The organism is Pseudoalteromonas shioyasakiensis (genome assembly GCF_019134595.1).
Lineage (GTDB): Bacteria > Pseudomonadota > Gammaproteobacteria > Enterobacterales > Alteromonadaceae > Pseudoalteromonas > Pseudoalteromonas shioyasakiensis_A.
This window is the reverse complement of sequence record NZ_CP077770.1, coordinates 902,321-927,560: the sequence shown is the minus strand read 5'-3', so window position 1 is coordinate 927,560 and position 25,240 is coordinate 902,321. Positions and strand designations below refer to the sequence as shown.

The window sequence follows — 25,240 nt, the reverse complement described above, 5'->3', positions numbered from 1 at the left end:
TTTCATAGAGCTAACATGCTAAAGATCCCCGTTAGAGCGATTGGCCAGATAGATGAAGGAATTGTGAGTGTTTCTGACTAACTCAATTATTTATTAGGTACTGACTTCACCTAATCATCAGCGTTACTTTTCGCTTCGAGTATGCTAATTGCCTTCCAACCCCATTCTGACCTTTTCTTATTGTAATTTAGAACTGCATAGCCGGTGACAAAGTCGCCATCATTAATGCTATTTTCTCTTATCAGAGGCGGTGGAATGAAAATTCCGTCATCGGTAAACCCCATACCATTTTCTTCTCGAACATCATCGCTAAAAGGCTTCAAGATACTGCTTGGAATAGGTTTTGTTGTTCTAGAAGATGTGAGCACCCTGTAACGGGTTCCTTGCCTGCTTGTGAACTTGGCCAAACGCAATGCAATGGCATCACCTTCTTTGAACTCTTCTGGCAGATCTGAAAAATTAATAACGCCATCAATTGTTCGGCTAATCATAAAATGAATTAGTCGCTTGTTTGTATTTACATGGTCTACAATCCCTATTTGCTCTTCGAAAATATCCCAGTCTTCATTTGAGGTTCGATTCTCAATGGAATAGACTTGGAATCGGTTTTCTTTATCAAGCTCGCCCTTAATCTTTAAAGCGTCCCCTGGTTTGCCAACATTAAAAGTTAGTTTTGATTCAGGTATTGTGACTTCCACCGGTATTGAACTTGATTGAACGTAAAGTTTGCGTTTAACTTGGTCTTTTTTTCCTTCGATAATAAAAGTGTCGCCTAACACTGCATTTATCCATGGCAAATCACTGTACAAAAGCTCCTCTGCATGGGTGGCTTTATCTAAGTAAAGCTGATGATTCGATTTACTGCTGATAGCGCCTTGATACCAAGTGCTGCGCATGAGTATCTCTGCCGATTCAGGGATTTTTTGATTGTTCTCTGATCGATAATTGACAAGTTGATCAACTTCCAATTTAGCTTCTGAAGCTAGGCCGTTTTTTGAAAGGAGTTCCGCAAGCTTGATTTTAACTTTGCCAACAAAATTAATATCTTTTGAGCAAAGTAATGCCTTGCAGTAACAAGACATTGCCAGATCGAGAGAGTTTGATTGATGAATATCGCCGAGAAGCTCCCATGCCCAGTAGTCGTTGATCTTATTTTTGACAACTTCTAGACCATAGGAAAAAGCTTCATTACTTTGCTTTGTTGCCATCAATGCTCTGGCCTTGCTCAGTTTTAGCCAGATATTATCTGGATATCTATTAATACAAACATTGATATAGGGGAGCAGATAGATTAGTTCTTCGTAAGCATCGTTCGTGAAGGAATCTTTACTGGCGTGTTGAATAACACGTTCTGCTAGAGACGGATATGAATTTCCATCATCGGAAATATATGGGTCATAGTCCTCAGGACGAAGATTTTCTAAACCCCATATGCGAGCAAAAGCTCCCATATTTAACTTGCCTTCTTTAGCTATTTTGTCTGCTAGTTGAAGAATGCAAGTGTGCAACAAAGATGGTTTTTCCGTGTTTAGTTTGAAGTAGTCATTAATGAACCTTTTCGCGCCATTGAAATTAACCGGCGTTTGTTCTGTCATGCCTTTTGCGACACGGTATAGCTCCCATGCTAAGCCGGTTTGAACATCAATAGACTGATCTCCGTTATTGTATATACGTTTATAAAGATTTAACGCTCCATGATGATCTCCTTTCTTACTTAAAGATTTTGCTTCGAGAATTTCTTGGCCATTGGGGTTGCTGAGCCTGAGTGCATACTCTCTTTGATCCGTTAGTATTTTGTCTGATGCATCAATATTCAAGTTTCGAAGTTGATCAGAGTAGTGGTGAATATTTTCACTTTTTCCAGATTGTGCGTCTCTTTTAATCAAATCGATTACGCACCAAGCAAAAGCCTTTATGTCCCATTCATCATTATCCGGCTTATTAATCAGCTCAATCGCCATTTTGTAGGCTTCATCAAGCTTGCCTTCCTTGCGAGTAGAAAAAACGTCCCTGCTAGTAATCACGAGCTAAGTCCTTCTGTTATAACAGTCTGAATTTCAGAAACTAACGTATCTGATGTGCAGGAATTATTAACGGGGGCGTACTTGGTGAATTGATTTTTCCCATTATAAAAAATGTCAATCACAGCACACTCTCCAGATTGAATAAATGTGTAGCGCTGTTTCCAATCCATTGACTCAACATTGTTGATCTTGATTCCTCGCTCACTCACAAGAGGTGTAATCCTTGAGTGAAATTCGTTCAGAAACTCTTCGTTGAACGTGAAGTCAGAGTTCGAATCTGAGGTCTCTGGAACAATGAGTATTCCATTAATGGGAGAAAGTATGTCTAGTAATCTAAGGCCAAGATCTGATTGTGTGGGGGCGGTAATTCTCGTAATTTTTCCCTTACCGTTATAGCCGATATCTATCCGCGTTATCTCATTATTTACTTCAAAAAAATAAACTTCTAGGTACTGACCTTGGCTAACATCTTGGATCTTAACGTCGGATCCCTTTAACAGCCTTCGAACTCGTCCTAATACCTCAAGTGAAAAGTTTGCATGAGATGGAATGCCGAAGTTATCGTCTTCTTCTGTGCCAATGGGGTTGTCGCTAGCGTTTATATGTTGATGGTTTGACTTTGGAGTATCCTGGCTGCTTAGCTTAGGGCTTAATATATTTGGAGAGTTAACAGCTTTGATGCCAGCACCAATCTTAATATTTGGCGGGTCTAAAAGGTATAGGTTTTTTGATGTTCTGGTGATTGCCGTATAGAGCCAGCGAAAGTAATCAGCGGATAGCTGACTCTGATGTGTTTTACATTTTACAAACACGTGATTCCATTCACTGCCCTGTGCTTTATGGCAAGTAATGGCATAGCCAAACTTAAGTCTCAAAGCATTAAAATATGAATCTGATCGAAGGGTTTCTTTGAATTCTAAACTTCCGCGCTTTAAATGTGGATGACGGATACAAAAATCCAAATACAAGGCCTTGCTCTCGTCTGAAGTAAGGCCTGGATGTTCGCTGTAAAGTAAGTCTTCTAGAATTTTTGCGTTGAAGAAATGTGGAGTTCCTTCTAAGTCTTTAAAGCCAATAATTACGTTTTTAAAAGCTAGCGAAACTGAAATCTCTTCAACTTCGTTCGTTTCTGAGTTCTTTCTGCGCAAGGTTATTTGTCTGCGTTCGGTCGGACTTAAAATCTCCCTGACCAGGCCGAAGTCACCATTTGATATAAAGAACCCATAAGCATTACTGTTGTTTACAGCCATCACTTTATCGCCCGCAGAAACCTCTGGGGTTTCTGGGAAAAAATGCTGTCTTATTTTTCGATTGTAAGCAGCGACATCAGAATTAGAGTGTGCAAGGACTATAGACTCTGCATTAATTTTTCTATTGCAGGATTCAAGATATATATCTAGCAAGTCTACATGGCTTACGTTTATGATGTCTGGGTAACTTGAGTCTATTGATAGCTGGTTAAATACCCCGTTCTTTAAAGATTTACGAAGGTTTATAGAGTTTAGCATGACTCCGCTACCTGACTTTTGACGAACAACTTCAGTCAATTCAAACAGAGTGCTTTTGATATTGTGCTCTATAGATAGATACTTCTGGTCAAGAGCAGGAGAGAAATTCATCCCGACAGGTGGGAGCTGGGCATCATCGCCAATAAAGATTACTTTTTTTCTGTGGTCATTATGGTCTAGATTTACAAACTTGAAAAAGTCTCTGAGCAAGTAGCCAGTACCGAATCTAAAGAATTCTTCCTCATGATATACATCTGCAATCATTGAGGATTCATCAACAATGTAGACAGTATCAGCAGACATTTCATTAACAGCCAGTTGAGCATAGAACTTAAATGTCTCAGACCCATCAAGGTTGTCTTCTTTATACTCAGAAATATCTTTGAATGAATAGATTGTCTTGTGAATCGTGTAAGCGGGGGATTGTGTTTTTTTAGCAATTACTTTTGATGCCTTTCCAGTAGGCGCGGCTAGGACATAGTTTCTTCCGATAGCCCTAAAATACTCTGTTAGGCCTTTAGTTATAAATGTCTTACCTGTTCCGGCGTAACCTTTTAATAAGAATACGCTTTCTTCTTTATTGTTGAGAAACGAATCAAGCTTATCAACCAATAAACTTTGTCCATCAGTTAAATTGTATTCAGAAAAAGCGTCGTGAAGTTTAATTAGCTCTCGAGTGTTTTCGGGTGCCAGGTCGAATGTTGATGCAGCCCTTGATGATGCTTCCTTGAAATCGGCTAGTTTAACTTGATCTAGTTCTTTTTTAAGTTCGAGTGCCTGGTTTTGAGCAATTTGTTCTGATTCTTCGAGTTTCAAGAGCTCTTCTTTTACTTTTTCTAATTGCTCTTCAAGTTCTTTGTTACTCTGGCTTAGCACGTTTAGCCCTATATCAGGGTGGCAGGGCTCTATATATGCTGGGTAACTTTCATATGTTGAGCCGCTATATGTTTTGAACATCCACTGACCGATCAAATATGCATCTCTCAGTAGTGCTAACGCATCATCTGAATGAACGCTTCGGCCATGTGCCGCTTTATTTCCTAACATCCGGATTGCGTGCAGCTTTTCCAAAATATTTTCATCAATTACTTCGATGAAAATATTGGATTTTAGTTTTTCGAAGAACCCATCACTTCGCTCGCAAGGTAAATTTAGTTCTCTATAGAGAATCCCTACTAACTGTTCAGCAAAGCAACGTAATTTGATAATTGCAGTGTGAGGATCAGTATGTGCATATTTCTCAGCGAAATTGGCATGTTCATATAGTTGAGGCCAGCGGTTTTTTAACAATTCAAAGTTCTTATTGGGCATGATTAATTCCTTTTATTTCAACCGCTTTTTATCTTCGTAATTCTTCATATCAATTGGTTTTTTATTTTTTATTATCGCCGTTAAGCGTAAATTCAATAATGTCTTTATGTTTGATGCGACGATGGGTCCCAACTCGATGAAAGGGAATTTGACCGCTTTCAAGGAGCTTAATTAGAAATGGGCGAGAGACGTTAAGAGCATCTGCAGCTTCTTGGGTTGTCAGTTCAGGTTGCTGTGGCATGACCTTGACTGAACTTCCATTGCTAATTTCATGTAACGCCTCTGCAAGAAGGCTAAAAGCAATTGCGGGTAATTGAATAACATTTGATTCGCCATCGCTACTTAACACTTCAACAGAGTAGCAAGGTGCATTGTTTTTCAGCAATTCGCGCAATACCCGTTTACCCTCATGCGCTAACTCAATGTCGTTAGCAGAAGGAAATGGACTGAGGCGTTTTCGTACTGACATCCTTGCTCGCTCCAATTTAAACATAAAACTTGAGTAATCACCTTAATCGAAATAAACGAAATAAGCAAAATATTCGAATTGTACATTGATACTTTATAAACTAACTTGGTTCATACGTTACGCACTGATTAACAACAGAAACTAAAATCTTAAATGATCCACTTGTGGGTATCAGAACAAAGTGCATTTTGCTACCAACATGTTGCCAGAACTCAGCCTCTTGAGCATATTTTTTTGCTTTTTGGATAGCAACGTTTTCTGGCAACTGAGTTTTAGTTAGCCCCGAACATAGCAGCTTTGAGCACAAAGCCTTCCAAGGATGCTTAGGAGCACCGTCTGAAAGCCGTTCCACAAACCGTTGCAGTGCATGACGAGTCACCACGACAGGTCCAATGTTCGGAACGTTGATGACCTCATCGATTTCTCTCACTGTAGCATTATCGACGCTGTATTCTTCGAAGGAATTTGAGAGCCAATCGTCCCGCTTCTCTACCGATATCTGTGCTTCTTGGTAACGGGTGAGCAAGAACCTGGTCAGGCTGTAAAGTGAATGCTGAGTTGAGCGTTGTTTCTGTAACTTTTTGATAGCTCCTTTACTGACCCGGATTTGAAGGCCATTGCCGCTTCGGTTACTCCCCATCACCTCTTTCACTGACAATAGGTGGTGAATCGCATAAAGCTCAGCTGCAATTGGCTTTTGCTGCTCAGGAAGCTTGTCGTACTGCTCACCTAAATCGACCTTTAGCTCACCACCTCTTCGAAGGCCGGTCTTCCAGTAAACCGTAAACTCATCATCAATCTGCTTTGTTAACAGGGTTAATACCATCATATTTGTTTCTCCTATTGGTTATCTATTTTTCATTCTCCATGTTTTTTCAAATATGCAAGGCGCAAAAAAAGGGGCCGAAGCCCCTTGGATCAGACATGAACTTTCGGAAAGCCCATGGCACCGTAAACATTCAGCACATCATTCCAATCCCAACTTTTCACGCCGAGTGACGTTGGTATCGGAGGGATCAGGACTTGTGTCAGAATGCCTTTTTGCCAGGCTTTTTTCTTGAGTTCATTCGCTGCATTCAGGCCAGTCTCAGAGAGATCGTGGTCTGCCCAGATGTACAGCATTTTCACATTACTTGGTGGTTCAAACCTAGCCAGTAGCGTTGCATTCACAACCGACCAACATGTTTGCCCCGTTGCTCTGGTAACAGCTAAAGCCGTCTCTATACCTTCAGAAACACCTAGTACTTCACCAGGCTCACCTATCGGAATGGCACCACCGGTGATTGTTCGGTCACTGGGTATGGGCATCATCTTTTTTGGCTTTTCAACCGGTGCTTTAAATCCATCTTCACTTAGGTAGATCCGATGAAACGTGGCCGAACGCCCTTGCTGAGTAACGATTTTACCTAGCAGCGCTGGGTAGCTATCGATAAACAGACCATCTTCATCATGGTAAGGCAAGTTTGGATGAAACCTCAGCACCGAATCCCATTCAGGACGAAGCCGGGTAACAATGCCACGACGATGCAAGTAGTTCCAAACTGGTTGCGCACGAGTATCTGCAAGGGATAACGTTTCTCCCCAGGTTTGATTCAAGCGATAGATAATCGCTTTGTCCTCTTCCTGCTTTTTAGCCTTCCAATCAACAGCGTTACTCGGTATTGGCCGAGTAGGCGCTTGTATTTGTCCGGGTTGAATACCAAGAACCTGGCCGATTGCCTCAATAGACTGAGCAAAGTTCCATCCATTGATCCAAGACAACAGTTCAAAACCATCATGAAAGATACCGCAGGTGTTACAAACGCCACCTCCGGTATATTCAGCATCTTTGAACAGCCTAAAGCCATCACGACCGCCATGAACAGGGCAAGCCACATGACGGCCTTTTCGAGCAATAGCGGCATCAAGTTCTGGCACCAATGCCGCTAATACTTGAAGCCATTGGCCATTAAGATATGGCCTTACTGTTTCAATTTGTAAAGGTAACGCCATATAACCTCCTTAAGTAAAAAGCCGACTCCTACCACTGGTGGTAAAAGTCAGCTTGGTTCCTGCATTAAGCCGTTTGGTTAATGCAGGAACGTTAGTCAAGCTGGATACCATGTCGTCTTAATAGCCACATGATGGAATCACGAAGCACATCAGGATCGACAACCGCAGCCATCGCGCAAACACGAAAGCAAAATGGCGCTAATTCGTCATTTTTAATCCACGACAACACATCCTTGCGCAACCGAGTACTAACACGACCGTCCAGCAATACACGGATCGCATCCAATAGAATGCCTTCGCGTAACTGCCAGATTTCCGTGTCAGACCAAGTGACTGGGGCATCATCAAACTCAAATAGAAATTCGAGCTGTGATGACGTGTGTTGATGGGACTGCTTTTGTGATGAAGGAGAATGGGCAATGCGCCCATTCATTAAAGATAACCGCGTTCGGCAAGCGAAACGCAGCCCTCGGATGCGACCACGACATGGTCAAGCGTTCGAATATCAACAAGTGACAAGGCGTCACGGAGTCGATGAGTGATGCGTTTATCAGCTTCACTGGGTTCAGGATCACCCGATGGATGGTTATGAACCAGTATCACTGCTGCTGCATTAAGTTCTAGCGCTCGTTTTGTTACTTCCCTTGGATACACGCTCGCCGCATCTAAAGTACCTTTGAATAGCTCTTCAAATCGAATGACGCGATGCTTTGTATCAAGAAACAGTACGCCAAAGACTTCGTGCTCATACTCGTGCATCAGAGTTTGCAGGTATGAGAACGCCGATGATGGCTGTTCAATTTTGCGACCTTTACTCAATCGACCACGGGCAAGTTTAAGCGCCATATCTAAGATATCCGCTTCAGTCACTTGCTCAGGAACGATGTAAGTACCGGCTTCTTCGCCAGCTAAGAACTTTCTGTTTTTCATAGGAGTCTCCAAAAAAAGCGGAGACGAACCCATGCCCTGACGGAGACGGAATCGTCCCCGCAGGGTGGTAAAATTGATGTGGTTACTGAATTAACAGTTGTTGTGTTACTTCGAATAACTCACGCTTCAGATCTTTGACGTCATTAATCACAATGCTTTGAGGAAAGAATTTCTCAACACTGCGTGTTTGAATCCCGATCCCCAGCAGCTCAAAGCCACTGCGTCTGCACCGGTCAACAATGTCATGCGTGGCAGCCCAATCATCTGGGTCACCATCCGTTAGCACTATCATTAGCTTTCGCTTCTGTTTTTGCGCTAACAAACTGTTTGCCGCAAACCACATCGCTTGTGCCATAGGCGTACAACCTCGTGGTTTTTGGTCAAAACAGGCGGCCCGATGTCGAACCGATTGCTTGGGCAATAACGCGATAGAAACTTCCTGATGAATACCAGGAAAATAACTGACCGCAGGTACAACACCCGGTATGCCTTCCAGTGCCATGGCCAAAGCCAAAGCGGCTTCATTGGCAACATGAAAGTACTTTCGATTACCTTCGCCAATGGGTTTACCCATTGAACCCGATATATCGACCAGCAAGTGCACAGCAGCATTAGGCGCAATGCGAGGTTGCCTTTGAATAAACAATCTCGACTCACCTGCTTGTGAAGCGGCAAGACGATGGGTTGCCACTCGAAGACCGTGCCGTTTTGCATGATTCCGATTGTCCTGACTGGACTGAACCATGCCCCTAAGTCGGGCTCGAATTTGAGCGGACTCGGAAGCCGATAAAGTCAAAATTTCCTCATCACCCAACATAGCTTGCTCTGCTTGGGGCAAACTGAGTGGAGTGACGCCCTGATGTCCTTCAGCTTGTTCCGACAACACTTCTGCCACTTGTGCAAAGGTATCGGGTTCAAACTGAGCGGCACTGGCCTCTAAGGCTTGTCGCAAATTGTCAGCTTGAGCAGAGTTATCAGAATCACCCGTTTCAGCAGCATCCCCTGTTGCAGACGAGTCTGTTTTTGGGGTTTGACTGTCACTACTGCTGTCATTACTCGCAGCTTGTCCAATGTCATTACCGCTATCAGCATCCGACTCATCCTGTGGTGGACGAGATTCGTCTTCCAACATGGCAACGATGGCATCGACAAGTTTCAGCACTTCACCTGTAGAGCCTAAGCTAGGCACTGCTGTCAGCATGGCGCTTAACCGGCTCATCGCTGCGGCAGGAAAGAGTTGTCTCACTCTTTCATCAACAACTTGATACAAAGGCGTCAGTGCTTTCTGACCGAGAAAATGGCATCTCAAGCGGAACAACAACCATGCTTGCAAGTTAGATGCAGGCTCAAGCTGTTCAGGTACACACATTTGCTGAGTGTCCACCATGTACTCAATCACTTGCGAAATACTGCGCCGGGTTCCGGGGTAATCCTTTGCCAATTCGTTTTCAATGCGAACGTCCTCAATGATATTGAGAAGTGCCTTACGGATCGGTTTGGACGACGCCTTCTGCACCATGTCAAAATTAGTATGCCGAATATGCGCCGCTTCATGAGCCAGATAACCCCAAGCTATCTGTTGATAGTGTGGGTCGTCTGGGTTTGCTGTTGGGATCACAATCCGCTCACCATCGGTAAACGCATCTTGTCCTTGAATAAGCACCTTCACACCAAACTTTTCGCCATAAGCGGCGGCAACGATTGGCAGTGCGTTTTTTAATGGATGATTCATGGGAGTCTCCTAATCATTAAGGGGAATACTCCCTCAGCGGGAGCGTTTCCCCGCTGGGAATGTGGATGTTTAAACCTGTGCTTTTAGCTTATCCAGGTCGTATTTTTGACCTAACCAAGCCACCAATTGAGCTGGACTCTCGTGCTGTTCAAATGACGTTTTAAGCTGGTCTAAACTCAGGATGTCATCCAATGTCAGACCGTACTGGTCTTGTAACTGAGTAGACACCTCGTGTTGATATTGCAGCCAGGCCCGCTCAAAAGCGGTTTGCTGCAATGCCATGTTTGGAACAAATACCATGGCCGTTACCCAAACACCTTGCCCGTCCGCATCTGCGATCAGCACAGGGTTCTTGGGGATCAAAACACTATGTGTTGAGTACGACCGTTGTACTAACGCTCGACAACACGCCACTTCTGGTATCGATTCGCTTTCAACCGCATCAGTCACACCACGAAAATGTGGTTCAAACTGGTTCAGTTGGCTGGGGTTATGGATGGTTGATTGCATAATTTCCTCTTACATAGTTCAGAGGACATGCGCCCTTCAGGGCAACATGCCCTCAAGGACGTTAGAAATAAAATGAGTTTGGTACAGTCGAACCAAGGTTTGGTCTGACGGTTGGTTGTGGTATTGCACGTAAGTTATCTGCCTGAGCAGATACTGGCTGTGCGGGTTTAGGTTCAGGTTTGGGCATCAGTTGTCTGATATCCAATTGACCTTCACCGTGCATTCTCATCTTGTCTGGATCAGACAAAATTAAAATGGTCGCCATCAGTTCGTGATAGAGATTGTCTGTCACAGGGCCGGTCTTCGGCAGACGAACAAATAAATTGTCCATCGCTTCAACCATCGGCTGAACTCGATGATCCAGGAATGACAAACCATCCAACTTGTCTCTTAATCGCTTGAGAGGATTAAGGGCTCGCTGGCTGATTTGATTCTTACCTGCAACGGAACGCTCAAACAGTTCATTGGCATCACGAGCCACCTCCCTAAAGAGGGTGTGTCCCATGCCATTGACCTTGTCATCTAAGCCACCAGCTTGTTCAGCCGGTTGCATTCGATAGATGGCATAATCGAACTGAAGCCGTTGTTCCACGTCTTCGATGGGTGACAGCGCACGCCGGATTGCATCTGCAAATTCCGGGTGTTTTGCAACCCAGTCAAACGTCACCTGATCATAGTTGTCCAAGAACAACTGCTTGCACTGCGCAAACTCCTGACCGATCCGGTCAAGCTCTGGAACAATCTGATCAATTCGGTCTTCAGGGACGGCATAGCCACCTAAAAACCGCACACCGACTTGCTCACACAAGCGTTGCGCTTCTTTCTTAAGCCTTTCAAAGTTCGCCAATGCCTCAGGGTCGCAAATTTTTTTACTCCCTAAGCTGGCAACATCCTTCGGTGGAAGTTGGCTGCCATTGGCTAGTCTGAAATCTTCAGGCCTTAGTTTTTTTCTACCGCTCCAGATGGAACAGTCGATGTGACAAATCAAGAGTTTGTCGAGGGTTTGAATACTCATAGTGCATCCTCATGCGAGATGGGGACGCACCACTCCCAACAGGAGCAATGGCCCCCGTTTGGGTGGTAGTAGTTGACGCGCTAATGGCAACATCACTATCAAAAATAGTAATTTTGCGAATCAGGCGACGATTGGTTGAGATCGATTTTCGCAGGCATTAAGTCCAGTGCTTCAGCAATCGGGCGAACCCGCTCTAAATCACTGCCTAGCAACCGCAATACATCTTTTTCCAACTTCAGTTGGTCGGATACTTTTATCCCTTCAGGACTCGCTACTGTGAGCGAACACAGTGGTGGTAATTGACGCTTAAAGGCCAGTAACAGCAACAATGGCCACGGGCCATCATCAGTGTTAACAATGCCAGCGCCTTCACCTGACACCATGCTGATTTGATTGGTACTAGGTAATTCGCTTTTGCAAAACCCTAATGACCATTCTCCAATCCTGACCTGGTTATCATCAATAACAGCCAAGCCATAGGCTTCAAGCAGCTTTGCCATATCGAACAACGCTTTTTGAGCCAGCGAGACTTGGCCATTGACGTCCTTGCGAGTACGAAACTCCCAACTGACGTTATTGGCGCACGCGACGCTATCTAGCGCATTTGAGAGTTCAAATGGCCGCCCTTGATGATCAATGCCGACTTGTCCAACCAATCGATAACCCTTGTTGATTTTCTCATTGATTCGTCGGTCTGCTTCAGCGTTAGGATCAGTCGAATCAATCAATCGCTGCTGCGACAATTGACCAGCTTTTCCAAACCGAACTTCAATCTCCTGGGTGTCTGATCCAACATAAATGGCCCATTCTTTGGCTGTCCCATCAGAATGACTGTAACGGTAAAGAGCAAAGCACTTTTCCATCATCAATCCTCCCAGTGATCACCGAAGACATCAGCGGCAATACGGTGAATGGCTTCACGTTGCTCCAACTCAGCACGAGCCGTCAAAGACCGAACCAGTGCATACTCCACTGCGTTAGGAGCACCTTTAAAAGCAAGTGTTAACTTTGCCCAGCGCACCAAGGTCCGAGTGGACATGGTGATACTAAGCTCAGCACCGCCATCCGCGCCCCCAATAAAAAGACGACGAATGTCACCAGCCACCTTCACCATTTTTTGGCGAAAGACTTCTGGCAAGCCCGGCGCAATGTTCTCCAGAATGGCTTCCTCTACAGAAGGCTCTGCATAGGTCGCTTCGATGATTCTAAAGCGATCAAGAAAAGCCAAATTCTGTTGAAGCACACCTTGATACAAGCCCGTTTGGTCACCGCTGCCCGCACTGTTGCCGGTTGCGATAAAACGAAACTTGTTATGTGGCATGATGATCTCACCGCCATTTTGTGCGATGACCAACGGGGCACCTTCCAAAATGTCATTGAGCCCAGCCAGTTCAGCAGGCTCAGCAAGATCCATTTCATTAATGATCAGCAAATGGCCATGCTTTACAGCCAGTGCCAGCGGTCCATACACAAAGGTCATGTTGCCATTAACCAGCGTGTGGTGACCGATAAGATCGGACAACTCCAATCGACCGTGCGCAGTAATTTGCTGAACAGGCCAATTCAATCGAGAAGCAACTTGGCAAATTAGCGAGGTCTTACCGCATCCAGTGGGGCCTGTAATATACAAACCGTCACCGTCTGGGTTAGACAAAAACGCCAATACGTCACGTAAGTCTTCTTTTCTAAAAACATACTCGTCCTTGCGAACGGGAATGTTTGGATGGGTAGTGTCGGCACCAAATCCTTCCAGAACGAAAGCATCAGGAGCCGGGACATTAAACGCTTGATTCACTTGAACCAAAAATGGGGATTGTTCAGTCATGGTAAACCTCATCTGTTTTGACGAGGCCCCATGCCCCAACAGGGAATGAAGTCCCCGTCGGGTGGTGTGTTGATTGTGGTATGGCTGTGTATATAAGAGTTCAGCTCGCTCTATCATTCGTACCCAGCATTGGCTACGAGTGAAACTGCTTTCTGATGCACTCGATGTAAGTACATGAGAAAGGAGCCGAAATCGGCTCCAAGTGAACGTTAAAAATAAAATGAGCTCGGCGAGTCACCTGGCAGAACCAAGTTCTCTTGCTCAAGGCTGATTTTGATTGGTGTTTCAACGGGCTGCTCTGGCTTATTGGTGCTGATACGCAACCGCTCTTGTGGCGCTTTTCGGTAAGCAGCTAAAACCTGATCGTCCAGCTCGCCTAATTTATCGGTGGCCAATTGCTTATAGTCCACCGTACCCGCCATCATGTAGCGGCTGAGTTTGACCCCAGCATAATCGGCATGAGCGTAGTTACCCATCATAGCGACCAATTTCGACTGGGCGTCTCGCATTTCTTCTTTCAAAGATTTGATGTGATTTTCCAGTCGGACCACTTCGGCATGTGCTGAGCAATACTGTCGAGACAGCGATGTCCAACGGTATTGGGCTTCACCCTTAGGAACAAAACAATCTTGCTCAGGGCATTTTGACGGTTCTTTTTTGGTCTGTACTAACTCCCAAAACTGAAGCGCCGTTTCTTGCAATTCAGTTAAGAACAATGCGTCTCGTTGTATTTCAAACTCAATCAGTTGATCCTCAAAATAGAAAACCAACCAACCTCGCGTGCTATTGGCGACCAGTATTTGATGCTGTACTTGTACCCAATACAACTGGTACGCCTCGCTTTGTTCTCGGTGAGCTTGCACATCCTCAAAAACTGACTGGCAAGGACATTTCAGTTCAACGGGTTCGCCCGCATCGTTGATGCCATCAAAGCTGGCTCGAAAGATTGCGTTATGATCGGCTTCTGCACATAGCGGCAGAAGAAAGTCATTATGCGCATTCTCAAATGCTCGCCTTGCTTGAGGCTCCAACCGAATACCGCGAAGCACATTAGGATTATTCGACAGGTCTTCCGGTAATACGAATCCAGTTTTTTCTGCCCATAATCGCCAAGGTGTTTTGTAGGGTGAACGCCCCATAATAATTGGGGCTTCAGATGCCGTAACCCCTGCAATGCGCCACTGGTGCCATGCAGGAGTACGTTGTGATAGGTCGATAACCTTCATATTGTCTCCTTTGAGGGGAGACTCCCCTGAAGGAGAGAACTCCCCTTCAGGGTTAAGTGGTTACTTTGCTGCTTGTGCTAACGCTGTTTGGTGCTGAACAACACTTGCTTGAACCGAATCAATTGCCGCTTTACCGGCTTGAATCGAACCTAAGACAAGGGCAACAACCAATACCAAGCGAAAAAGTGAGGCTGATTTAGTCATGGAAGATCTCCAAAAAAAGACGAGACCTTCCCCCTGACGGGAGAATAATCCCGCCAGGGTTAGTAAAATGAATGCGTGGCGCTAAGAAGCTAAAGGCTGTGTGAGCGCTTTGGCTGCTTGTTGCTGTGCATTAAATATTTCTTGTTTCGCAAACGTCAGTTCAACACCCTGAAAATGTTCATTGGCGTATTCCAATGCACTATTCCAAGCGTTTGAAGCTTCCGCCCGCTCGATAAGCTTGTAAACAAGCCCTCGGGTACGATCATCAACTTGCTCGGGTGGAATCACCGATGGCTCAACAACGTGTGTTGCTTGGCCTTCGATAATTCGCTCCGCTTCGTCTTGATCGAAAATTCCCACAAAGCCAAACGCAATGCGGGAACACTGGATCATGGATTTATGCCTTAGCATTCGCTTAGTGTGCGTCTGCCATGGACCATCTACACGGTAAGGGCCATTTTTGCCGTTACCTTCAAAAGGCGGTCGATAGACTTCATCCAGATACTCAGTGATTTTGACTGGGTGCGAACGGTCGCGCCGATAGATGATGCATTCCATCCATTCAGGGCATTCTTTCGCGCCATCCAGTGAGACTTTGTTTTCTGAAGTCTTAAACTCCATGCCATCAAACTGGTCGTGTTGATTGATGATGCGAGACCATCCATCGACACCTACCACTGGAATAATTCCAGCTTGCTTATCAGGGAACGCAAAAATCTCTTTGGTGAAAGGGTTCAAGCCGTACTGATCTGCAACCACCAAAAGCGCCATCATCTGCTCATTGGTCGGTGCACTACCGTCACGTTGCTTGAATGCTGTTGCTTTTAGTGTATCGAACAACTTGTTTGGATCGACACTAAAGCGCTCAGCAAAGCGTTGGATTAGCTTTGGTTTTTCCATTGTGGACTCCGACAATCAAAGTGGGAGTCTGACCCTGACGGGAAAGTACTCCCGGCTGGGTTAAAGCGTTTTTGCTCGGTTAAAAATCTGGTTCAGGATAAGTTTGTGCCCAATTAGTTTGGGAGCCTGCATCATCCGCCGGTGATGGCTCAGATGCTTTATTCACACTATCAAGAAGCAGAAACTCGTCCGCGTCCACTTCGGTCAATCGATGCTTAATGCCATCTTTCTCCCATGAGCGCGTGCGCTGGGGCCCTTGAACAAAAAGCTTCGCTCCTTTTTGGATCAAATCTTTTGCCCTTAGCCCTAACTTAAATCCACCACGATCTCGAAAAACGACCCGATGCCATTCCGTATGCTCTTTGAGCTCATTGGATTGACGGTCGCGCCATTTCTCAGAAGTGGCCAGCGAAATGCTGGTCACCAAATCACCTGATGGATAGGCTCGCGTCTCTGGCTCAGAGCCAACGTAGCCTATGAGTGTTACTTGGTTTTTCATGATGTTCTCCTCGTCTTAGTTGAACTCTGTGCACACAGTCGCTTCTACCCGGCTGGGCAAAGAAGACTGACGACGCAGATAGGTTGGTATTTCGAGTAAAGCCATGTCGTACTGATGTGGCTCTTTGTAAAACGCAGATGTCAAACGGGGCATACCAGGAGCTTTAGGCACTGCCATTGGACGACGTTTTGGTTTTGGTGTGAGCAATCGCTTGATTTGAGTAAGTACAAATCGAAACGGGCGCACGCTTTGACGAGCAAGCAATCGCAAAAGCGACCAGCTCAGTTTTGCAAGCAACATAATGCCTGCGATTTGGATAATAAATCCGAAGATATATTCCATTGGTGACTCCTTAATTTGGTTGTGAAGGAGTCACCCCCAACTGGGGAAAACTCCCCCAGTTGGGTGGTGAAAAAGCGAACCGTAAGGAACGCATGGTTGCGCATGTAAAAACATGCAGGCTATTTGTTTAAGGAGGCTAGCTACCTCTTAGTACCACTGAGAAAACTCAGCGGCGGGCTTCCTTTGAGCTCATGCTCTCAGGCGCAGATATCACTGAAACAGATCAGCAATATTTGATAGTCAGTGTAACCGTCTTATCCAGACAGGATAGTTAGAAAGATGCTCAATTCTTCCACCTAGCTGAGAGGCCATTACCTCACAGAGGATTAGGCTAGGGACTGATTATTGTCATATCAGGAGCAAACTTATGGCCCAAGCAAAACCCAATTACTCAAAACCCATCTTTGAACAATCATTCACAATTAACAGCTTACAGGCACAACGTGTCGTTGACCGTGTTTTTAGACGGACGGTCAGTGCGCTTTACGGAATCGATGTCATCCTGCGCATCATTGGCGATGAGAACGAAATTGATGAAGTGGAACAGATCATTAGCCAGCTGATCGAGGATTGCGCTAAGGCGGTAGACAACGAACAAGCTCGTTTGGACAAACTGATGGAGTCCAACGGTATCGATGAAGTACCTGACTACACCGATCCGATTACCTTCAACGCCAAAATCAGCTCGCCTCAGGTTGGCCAGTTTGTTGGCTTAGTGCGCAAACTCGATGCGTTGATGATCTCAATGGACACACTCTGGTTATCTAGCGTGCTTAGCAACAAGCAACGTGTTGATGGCAACTACGCATGGCAACAGCGCATTATCAAACTGGCTCGACGCATTATTGATATCGAAATTCGAGCACGAAAATCAGCCCAAGCTAAGGGTAAAGAAGCAGAGGTTGAACAAGCGGTGCCTTTAACCGATGACGATATCACTGAAGAGGAAACAGATACCCCCGCCAACTAGGCTCCCATCAACCAGCCCCTCTCGAAGGGGCTTCATATAAAGCACATAGAGTCCACATATGGTTACTCTAACGAATGAAAACCCACTTAATGTAACCAATTAGGCTCGCTAAAACCATTAGTTGACAATCTCACATTAAAGTCCTAAATTAAGGACATTAAGTGAGAGAATCTCGCATAGTGTAACCAAAGTAGGACTTTACAGTGAAAGGCGTGACAGCTACAGCATTAGCAGAAGAGATCGGCGACAGATTGAAGCAAGCTCGACTAAATAGAGACCTAACACAATCTGAAGTTGCACAACTTGCTGGCATTGCCCGCAAAACGGTTTTGAATGCAGAAAAGGGAAAAGTTCAGCTCGACATCATGATTGCTATATTAATGGCATTAGACCTCACACAGCAGATTGATCTTTTTCTCCCTAAACAAGAAATTTCTCCCTTACAGCTGGCCAAACTGCAAGGCAAGAAAAGGCAGAGAGCCTCTGGCCAGCGCAGTAACAAAGATGAGGAAGCACCAGAATGGTAATGGAAGTCATTACAATAACATACCAAGACGATGTTGTTGGAGCAGTGAGTTTTGACACTGAAAAGGGACTTGGATCATTTGAATATGATCCAGGATTCATAAAAAAAGGTGTCGAGCTGTCCCCAATCAAAATGCCATTATCGAATCGCATTTATAGCTTTCCCGAACTGGATTTCAATACCTTTAAAGGACTACCAGGTTTAATAGCTGACTCCTTACCTGATGATTTTGGTAACGCAGTTCTCAACGCATGGGTTGCAGGTCAAGGTCGTTCACCGGGTGACATTACACCACTGCAACGCCTCCAATATACGGGAAAGCGAGGCATGGGAGCTCTTGAGTATGCGCCAGCTACAAAGTTACGAAGCTTAAATGCTTCACAACAAGTAGAAATCCAATCGCTCGTTTCTATTGCACAAGAAATCTTAGATTCACGAGGTAATTTTGAAGTAGAACTCAAACAAAATGGCCAAGACGATAGAGAGGCAATGATGTCTTTATTATCAGTTGGCATGAGTGCGGGAGGAGCACGACCGAAAGCCGTATTAGCATTTAATGAAGATTTCACTCAAGTTCGCTCCGGCCAAGCCAAAGTGCCAAGTGGTTTTACTCATTATTTGATGAAATTTGACGGTGTTAGTGAACATAACAAAAATCAAGAAACCTTCGGTGACCCATTAGGCTATGGAGCAATGGAGTTTGTTTATCATCTAATGGCAAACAAATGCGGTGTCGATATGATGCCATGCCGCTTACTCCAAGAAGGCAACCGACGCCACTTTATTACACAACGGTTTGATCGAATTAAAAACAACAAGGTACACGTACAAACGCTAAACGGGCTTGCCCACGTTGATTATAAAAAGCCGGGGGCATTTTCTTACGCAGAGTTATTTGGCATTGCCAGACAATTGAAGCTTTCTGCTGTTGAAGCTGAGCAGCTATTCAAGCGCATGACGTTCAATATCATTGCTCGAAATCATGACGACCACTCAAAGAACTTTGCCTTTATTCTGAAAAAAGACAAATGGTCTCTCGCACCAGCTTATGATTTAGCTTATAGCTATAAACCTGGCAGTAAATGGGTGAACAGCCATTGGATGAGCTTGAATGGTAAAAGAGATAACTTTGCACGAAGTGATTTCTATAGTTTAGAGAAACTTAGCCCTGTTTTTAACAAGAAAAAGATCGACGATATTATTGATGCAACGATTGAGCACGTATCAACTTGGCGTCAGCTTGCTGAGGAATGGGATGTGCCAAAAACACTGATAGATGAAATACAAGAAAACTTGCGGCTCGATATTTAGTTAGCAGTAAAGTAACTATTCCTGTGAGCAAAAAGGATGGCCTCTTATTTCAGGCCATCCCGAGCCAAACAACAATTTAGCACACACGGTTATGGTGAATTATCTGAATCAATTATTCCCCGAAATTTCTTCCGTCGCCTCCTGGCGTAATTTCTGAGCATCCATTCCGTTTAGCCTTTCAATGGCTCTATCTGCGGCACTTTGACGGTTTCCATCAACGTTTAGCGTACTTCCTGAGCCTGTGAGTCGTTCCAGATCCAGTGACGGTACTTCGGGTAGGTTGCCTGTTATCGATAAGATACCTATCCATTCATCCAGATTGACTTGGCTCCAATCCACCTGGTTTAACTGACTCGCGGTCAATCCTTCACAGTTGGGAGATTTCGCACTGCCCCAGCCAAGGCCCAATTGCGGACGAACTTGTTCTTGAATGATCCGTGAAAGCGGCGAAGTAAAGCAGCAATATGATTGCCGTTTCTCAACACAGGCACCTAAGAACTTAGACTTGCAGTAAGAGCCTACATAGTGGCAACTCTTCAATACCCGCTTGGCGTTCATCTCAAACTCACTCTGCTCACATTTCCAGATAAGCTGAATGAGGATCATGGTGACTGAATAAATCATGTAGGCCGTCATAACCGTACTCAGAACCGCGCCAGCAGCGCCACCCAGCGCGAAGTTACCACCCGAAACAACACCATCGGCTCCAACCGCGCCACCAACGTTACTAAACAGTGCCGATTGCGCCCCCGAACCAAAGGTAGTGCCTACCCATTCAGCCGTTTTGTTGGTCAACACCTGCATGAAGCCTGTCGCAGCTTGCTCCGCTCCCGCGCCAGCAGCCGTTGATGGCCCAGCCCCCATGAGAGAGTCCCATGCAGACACAAAAGGCTCTTTAACCGCACTCCAGGTACTCGTTATCGGTTCCCTAAGCGTATTCCACGAACCATAGATTGCCGACGACGGATTCATGGCCATGACTGCTGTATCAAGCTTGTTAACTGCCACTATCATCGTGATGTAATCCGATAACGACACGCCACTTGGCTTTTCACAGCAATCCACTATACCGCCAACGGCTTTTTTGCACTGACCTGCATTACCTTTAAAAACCGTACACTCGACGTTATCTTGGCCATCAGCTCCCGTGCATGACATATCATTGGTCATAAACTGCGCCGCATTAAGCATCGCAGCGGCTTCTGCAAAGTTAGCCTGCTTAATTGACTCTGGCTCTAAACAATCTGTGCCCATACAGCGAACTGGCCCCTCACAGTTGTATTGAGTTTCCATTCGAGCGTTTTGCACTTCAACGCTTTGTCCGCAGTCATACACCAAACTTTGGATATAACAGAAGCCTTCATGACCAGCCCCGCCTTCAGTGCATTCGGTTCTGACATACTGGCAGGCCGGTTTTTGCTCCAGCTCGGAACACGTATTGGTGGTCGTGTTTTGTCCGTTATTGACGATGGTTTGTGTATTACCATTGGCATCTACCCAGCTATCCGAGCTGCCCATGTTGAACTCTGGATGAGCAGTCGAAGCATTGTAGGTCGCTTTTGCCCTCCAGCATGAGAGCCCCAGTCCATCAGAACTGCCGCGACTGGTTAAATGAGCAGGAGACGAAACAACAGCCGGATAAAGGCTTCCAAGATTGGCCAACTCGCCACTACCAACCGTTAACCCGTCGATTCGTTTTGTGCCCGTATCCAAACACTGCCACTGCACGGCAGTAAACTGATCCGTTTGCATCAAGCATTGGTCTATCCCTGGATCACTTGATTGATGACCAACGTCTTGCTCTAAGTATTTGCCAGAGAAGGTCAAGGAAGCACTCAGTTTCGCAGGAGCCAAACACTTCTGAACTTCTCGGCTGCAAGTATCGAAATCGACTTTGTTCCAGCCGGACTCACATCTGGAACGCGTGACTTCCTGCGGTTCATGCCACGAAATAATCGACCCATTAACGACCTTGCACAATGAGCCAACCAAGGTTCCTTTTGGACAGGTCATTTCAGGGTATTTAATGGACGGTTTCGTCTCTGTGACCGTCTCCTTGTTGCCCTTCAGAGAGAGTGTCGTTTTCCAACCATTTGCCTTAGATGGCGACTCAGTGATTTTTATCTCAGTATTTTGATTATCAAAAATCCTCAGTGTCGCGTTTCCAGTTTGCATAGTGCTGCTGTGCTGTGGAACAAAGCTGAGCGTTTCAGAGCTAAAGCAACCGCGCTCAATGGACCAGCTTTGTTGATGGGTTTCAGCGGATACACGTCGTTCTAACTGACACTCAGTAAGCGTGCTGATCTTCTCGCACACCTGGTAATCCGGTACATGCTTGGTTTCAGTAAATGGCGTAATCGTCTGAGTAGGATCACAGGCCTCAAAACTACTTGGCATAAGGTTGGATACCACACACTTTGGATCGCTGGTTTGCAATCCACAGTCATAGGTATCGGTAAAACGAATGCATTCACCTTTATCATTGGTTTCGGCACATTCTGACGACATGAAGCCACATGAAGGATTCTCTTCAAGCACTTGGCAGGCCTGATTTTCAATCCCCTTATAGCTTTCATCATCCACACTGACTTGTACACGCCTACACAAAGGCGATATGCCAGCCACAGGGCTAGGGGCAAAATAGGATTCACAAACTGAAACACCATTGACCACCGTACATCCGTTGGTTGAAGAAGGCTGATCCGTGCATTGAATGCTGTAGTCTGAAAACTTCGTCGGGATATCCGCTGCTTGTTCGATACAGGACTCTGGTGACCAACTATCATTCATCACCACCTTGGTTGGATCAAAGCGCACCTTGATGCGTGCATACCCCTCACCACTACCCGTTACCGATACGCGAATTTTGACTGGCACTTCTAAACCTGGTTCTACCGCTTTTAGCCTGGCTGTGAGATCGGTATTAGGATTGCGCTCCCAACTGGTACTGAGCTCGCAGCGACCTGCCGTCTCTGGTGGAAAATTATTGTTCGGCCCAGACCAGACTTTCTGATCGCCAAGCCACACTTGCATGTAGTCATCCCATTTTGCGTACTCAAGAACGGCTGAGGTAATCGCATCGGGGTTCACGACTTTGAGTGTGATGGCCTGTTCGAACACTTTACAACTACCACTCCAGTAGTTGTCGCCAATACGTCCTATCCAAACTTCAAGACACCCCTCACCACAAGAGCGAAGGTTCATCGGCCCTGAAACATGCTCAATAATGCCTGCCGTGTAATCGTGAGTAATAGTGCAGCTGTTAACCGCTGTATTGAGCCTGTCACATTGCAGGTAATTTGGGCTGCCTTCACCTTGAGACTCACAGCCGGGGAAGCTTTGAGTTAATAGATTGGGGTCAGTTTGAACCGCATCGGTTAATGCCCAAAGGGGATCATTGACCATATCTGGCCGAGACCTGTCTTTGATTTGTTGTAGCGAACGAAATGCCTCACCCGTAGCGCCACTTTCGGATGCCATGCTCTCTTGGCGCTGCGTCCCCAATTGATTCATGCTGGCATCAGAGCCATAAACGCCCGTTAAGACATCCAATGAGCCCTGATCCATACCAGGGAAAAGCTCTTGCAAGTTAATGGACTCATTACCACTGCCATTCGGCACCGACAATGTATTGCCATTGAGTGCGGGCATCGTCCAGTTTTGCAGCAATTGCTTACCTTCTTGTTGTCCGCTTAGGCCGGATTGGCGCTGTACATCAGCGGCCACACCATGTAAGGGCAAGCACGCCATAGTGATTGATAAAACACCCGCTAAAACTCGGGTAAAAAGTGTTGGTTTCATATTTAACCTCCCGAGTTACAGCAGTCTTGCCAGCGCCACAAAATGTAGAGCGCATCTTCACCGGCACCAGGGATTGTTCGCCACTCTCCCCATTTCATGGTGCTTTCACCGATGACATGCGCACTTTCAGTTTCCGGCACAGGGAAGAACATACTCATCTTGTATTGTGATTTCGGCAGCATGGGTTCGATAACAGGTCGGCATAGCGCACTGTTCCCCATTGTTCGTCTTGCAAGACCACGCCTGTGTTGAGCCGCGATTGCACGCGCCGCTAAATGACTGGTGTTTTCTGCTAATGAACCAAAGGCTAAGGTGTGGCCAGATAACGGATAGAGATGTCCCCAACTGCCAGCACACCAAAACAACTGGTCGATGGGTTTACCAAGCGTTGATGAGGCAGCGTCAGCGGTACAAGCAGAGATAGCTAATGGATTGGCAACGGCAGCCGCTTCAGGCTGAGTAAAAAAGGCCAGTTCATCGTTCAGCCATGTCGGGTCCAATTCCGACAAATACATCAAGTCAAAGTCCATGTAACCATCGGCATTGCAATTGCCATCCATGAACAAATCGAGCATGACCAAAAGCGGAAAGGCGTAATAATGGTAATGGTAGAAAGCGAGATCACCGGTATCGTATTCACCCTCACCATGACCACCTTGCAATCGCCTATCACCTAACGGTAAGCGAATCCCTCCCAGTGAAGGCGAACAACCTGGCGTTCTGACCAGTTCAATCAAACGCGCTGGCTCCCACATGCTGGTAACAATACCTGGCCTTGGCACACCTAAGTTATCTTCACATAAGCAAAACGACTTGTTTGATGCGCCGCTTGGGACATTACCAGAGCCAAGAGGAAGACCGGCAACCCGGATAGGAAAAATGCATGACCAGCAAACATCCGTCAGCAACTTGCCGGACAATAACCCCGCGTCTGGGCAAGTCAATTCGGCTTTTGCAGGAATAGAGGCGCTTAGGACAAACATGACAACGAGAGTCCGCATCAGACGATACGTATTATTGAGCTTTTTCATGAACAAGCTCCTTTGCTGGAATTTCTTCTATTTCAAACGCGAGTCCCTTTGCTTGAACAAACGATGGAGTGACTTGCAGATCAAAGCGCTGCTTTAGCGAGGCATTGAGAAGGTAAACCGGACTGTCCAATGTCTTTTCGAGCGCATTGAGGCGATTCCAACCTTGCGCACGGTCGAGCTGCGTGGTGATAAGCGTAATGCGGCGCAGTGTCCTATCTTGTCCCTCAAGCCAATGCGCAACTGCGTCCACCTCTTCAGCGTTCGACGCATTAAACACCACAAGCTGCTGAGTAAATGGCAAGGCTTTGAGCGGGTTAACACGCGTTCCTGCTGGGATCAATGTTCGACCATTAGCATCCAATAGTGGCCGCTGCATGACGATGGTTGGATCAACCGTTCTTATCCGATACTGCGTGGCTTTGGGTAAGTCAGTGAATGTTTGGCGAGACCAGAAACGCTCAATGGCTTTTTTCTTTAATGCGCCCAGGTCAATCGACTGTAATCGCTGCATCGCCACTTGCATCAAATCCGGTTCTAAAATCGAATGAATCGGACCGCGTTGACCCAATGAACCGGTATTGCCGGTTTCAATTTGACGCTGCAACCAGTCCTTGCTGTAAACCCCTAGTGCACTTGCAGTCACCTTGTCATCGTCTATGCGAAAAATGGCAGGCACGCTAGTCACCCGCCAGTGCACAAAGGCTTTCGGATCGATTCGAACCTGAGGAACAGGATCAAGCCCCGTCATCAGGGTATGCCAATCACGGATAGCTGCCCCCAAGGTCTTTCCTTCAGGAATTCCCCGAAACAACACAATAGCGCCGGTAGCACTGGCCTCTTTGAAAAGCTGCTTCAGTGACGAATCTCCCAGTGAGGACGACGCAAATATCAACCATTCATCGCTGTGTTTGAGCGACGCAGGTTGTTCAACCGGTGCAAAAGGCTCTATAAATTCAGATGCACCATCCACAGCACTTTGTAAAATGCTGCGGCTCATTTCGACGATCTTTTTGTCCTCGTCAGACAACGGATAAGGCTCTTGTGCCCAGGACACTTGCACCCAAGCCAATGGAGCAACCAACAAAAATAAGAGGCATAGTCTTCTCATCATCCA

The 25,240-nt window shown here is 45.9% G+C and carries 23 protein-coding genes; 3 read left to right on the top strand and 20 right to left on the bottom strand.

The window, feature by feature from the left end; all coding sequences use genetic code 11:
- Positions 1-110 precede the first annotated feature (110 nt).
- The 17 genes from KQP93_RS04350 to KQP93_RS04270 form a co-directional block, all read right to left on the bottom strand.
- Positions 111-2,024 (bottom strand): DUF7017 domain-containing protein, encoded by a 1,914-nt coding sequence (locus KQP93_RS04350; RefSeq protein WP_114867787.1) that lies wholly within the window; start codon positions 2,022-2,024, stop codon positions 111-113.
- Complete coding sequence (locus tag KQP93_RS04345) at positions 2,021-4,843, bottom strand: ATP-dependent DNA helicase (RefSeq protein ID WP_114867788.1); 2,823 nt, start codon at positions 4,841-4,843, stop codon at positions 2,021-2,023. The genes KQP93_RS04350 and KQP93_RS04345 overlap by 4 nt, the downstream gene beginning before the upstream one ends.
- 61 nt (positions 4,844-4,904) lie before the next feature.
- Positions 4,905-5,312: a helix-turn-helix domain-containing protein gene (locus tag KQP93_RS04340; protein WP_162814200.1), complete on the bottom strand. Its 408-nt coding sequence runs from the start codon at positions 5,310-5,312 to the stop codon at positions 4,905-4,907.
- Between the two features lie 100 nt (positions 5,313-5,412).
- Positions 5,413-6,141 carry a hypothetical protein gene (locus KQP93_RS04335; RefSeq protein ID WP_217876017.1) on the bottom strand — a complete coding sequence of 243 codons (729 nt, stop codon included), beginning with the start codon at positions 6,139-6,141 and terminating at the stop codon, positions 5,413-5,415.
- 89 nt (positions 6,142-6,230) lie between these two features.
- Positions 6,231-7,304, bottom strand: a complete 1,074-nt coding sequence (locus tag KQP93_RS04330; protein WP_217876016.1) for a DUF7146 domain-containing protein — start codon at positions 7,302-7,304, stop codon at positions 6,231-6,233.
- Positions 7,305-7,395: 91 nt separating this feature from the next.
- Positions 7,396-7,737 carry a plasmid-related protein gene (locus tag KQP93_RS04325; protein WP_217876014.1) on the bottom strand — a complete coding sequence of 114 codons (342 nt, stop codon included), beginning with the start codon at positions 7,735-7,737 and terminating at the stop codon, positions 7,396-7,398.
- Entirely contained in the window at positions 7,737-8,234 is a 498-nt protein-coding gene (radC, locus tag KQP93_RS04320) for a RadC family protein (protein WP_000797298.1), read from the bottom strand. The genes KQP93_RS04325 and radC overlap by 1 nt, the downstream gene beginning before the upstream one ends.
- An 82-nt stretch (positions 8,235-8,316) precedes the next feature.
- Complete coding sequence (locus KQP93_RS04315) at positions 8,317-9,966, bottom strand: VWA domain-containing protein (protein WP_045611057.1); 1,650 nt, start codon at positions 9,964-9,966, stop codon at positions 8,317-8,319.
- Between the two features lie 69 nt (positions 9,967-10,035).
- Positions 10,036-10,476, bottom strand: a complete 441-nt coding sequence (locus tag KQP93_RS04310) for a hypothetical protein (RefSeq protein WP_023584062.1) — start codon at positions 10,474-10,476, stop codon at positions 10,036-10,038.
- Positions 10,477-10,537: 61 nt separating this feature from the next.
- Entirely contained in the window at positions 10,538-11,491 is a 954-nt protein-coding gene (locus KQP93_RS04305; protein WP_000027441.1) for a DUF3150 domain-containing protein, read from the bottom strand.
- A gap of 98 nt (positions 11,492-11,589) precedes the next feature.
- Positions 11,590-12,354, bottom strand: a complete 765-nt coding sequence (locus KQP93_RS04300) for a hypothetical protein (protein WP_440590133.1) — start codon at positions 12,352-12,354, stop codon at positions 11,590-11,592.
- A 2-nt stretch (positions 12,355-12,356) separates the two neighbouring features.
- Positions 12,357-13,316, bottom strand: a complete 960-nt coding sequence (locus KQP93_RS04295; RefSeq protein WP_199867628.1) for an AAA family ATPase — start codon at positions 13,314-13,316, stop codon at positions 12,357-12,359.
- A 209-nt stretch (positions 13,317-13,525) separates the two neighbouring features.
- Positions 13,526-14,542 (bottom strand): YqaJ viral recombinase family nuclease, encoded by a 1,017-nt coding sequence (locus tag KQP93_RS04290; protein WP_217876011.1) that lies wholly within the window; start codon positions 14,540-14,542, stop codon positions 13,526-13,528.
- 60 nt (positions 14,543-14,602) lie between these two features.
- Complete coding sequence (locus KQP93_RS04285) at positions 14,603-14,746, bottom strand: hypothetical protein (protein WP_015066581.1); 144 nt, start codon at positions 14,744-14,746, stop codon at positions 14,603-14,605.
- A gap of 81 nt (positions 14,747-14,827) precedes the next feature.
- Positions 14,828-15,646: a phage recombination protein Bet gene (gene bet, locus KQP93_RS04280; protein ID WP_000414662.1), complete on the bottom strand. Its 819-nt coding sequence runs from the start codon at positions 15,644-15,646 to the stop codon at positions 14,828-14,830.
- A 79-nt stretch (positions 15,647-15,725) separates the two neighbouring features.
- Positions 15,726-16,145 (bottom strand): single-stranded DNA-binding protein, encoded by a 420-nt coding sequence (locus KQP93_RS04275; RefSeq protein WP_000795986.1) that lies wholly within the window; start codon positions 16,143-16,145, stop codon positions 15,726-15,728.
- A 15-nt stretch (positions 16,146-16,160) separates the two neighbouring features.
- Positions 16,161-16,487 carry a hypothetical protein gene (locus tag KQP93_RS04270; RefSeq protein WP_012368369.1) on the bottom strand — a complete coding sequence of 109 codons (327 nt, stop codon included), beginning with the start codon at positions 16,485-16,487 and terminating at the stop codon, positions 16,161-16,163.
- Between the two features lie 367 nt (positions 16,488-16,854).
- On the opposite strand from KQP93_RS04270, the gene KQP93_RS04265 reads away from it, so the two are divergent.
- The 3 genes from KQP93_RS04265 (at position 16,855) to KQP93_RS04255 (ending at position 19,294) form a co-directional block, all read left to right on the top strand.
- Positions 16,855-17,457 carry a hypothetical protein gene (locus KQP93_RS04265; RefSeq protein WP_199356486.1) on the top strand — a complete coding sequence of 201 codons (603 nt, stop codon included), beginning with the start codon at positions 16,855-16,857 and terminating at the stop codon, positions 17,455-17,457.
- Positions 17,458-17,660: 203 nt separating this feature from the next.
- Entirely contained in the window at positions 17,661-17,984 is a 324-nt protein-coding gene (locus KQP93_RS04260) for a helix-turn-helix transcriptional regulator (RefSeq protein WP_096086396.1), read from the top strand.
- A complete protein-coding gene (locus tag KQP93_RS04255) occupies positions 17,984-19,294 on the top strand; it encodes a type II toxin-antitoxin system HipA family toxin (protein ID WP_369598763.1) in 1,311 nt (436 codons plus the stop codon). The genes KQP93_RS04260 and KQP93_RS04255 overlap by 1 nt, the downstream gene beginning before the upstream one ends.
- A gap of 108 nt (positions 19,295-19,402) precedes the next feature.
- Here KQP93_RS04255 and traN read toward each other — a convergent pair whose 3' ends face one another.
- From traN to KQP93_RS04240, 3 genes are read right to left on the bottom strand one after another with little or no spacing between them, the layout of a single operon-like run.
- Entirely contained in the window at positions 19,403-23,095 is a 3,693-nt protein-coding gene (gene traN, locus KQP93_RS04250) for a conjugal transfer protein TraN (RefSeq protein ID WP_217876008.1), read from the bottom strand.
- Between the two features lie 2 nt (positions 23,096-23,097).
- A complete protein-coding gene (locus KQP93_RS04245) occupies positions 23,098-24,126 on the bottom strand; it encodes a TraU family protein (protein ID WP_039995231.1) in 1,029 nt (342 codons plus the stop codon).
- Entirely contained in the window at positions 24,110-25,237 is a 1,128-nt protein-coding gene (locus KQP93_RS04240) for a TrbC family F-type conjugative pilus assembly protein (protein ID WP_440590103.1), read from the bottom strand. Before KQP93_RS04240 ends, KQP93_RS04245 begins: the two co-directional genes overlap by 17 nt.
- Positions 25,238-25,240: the final 3 nt, after the last annotated feature.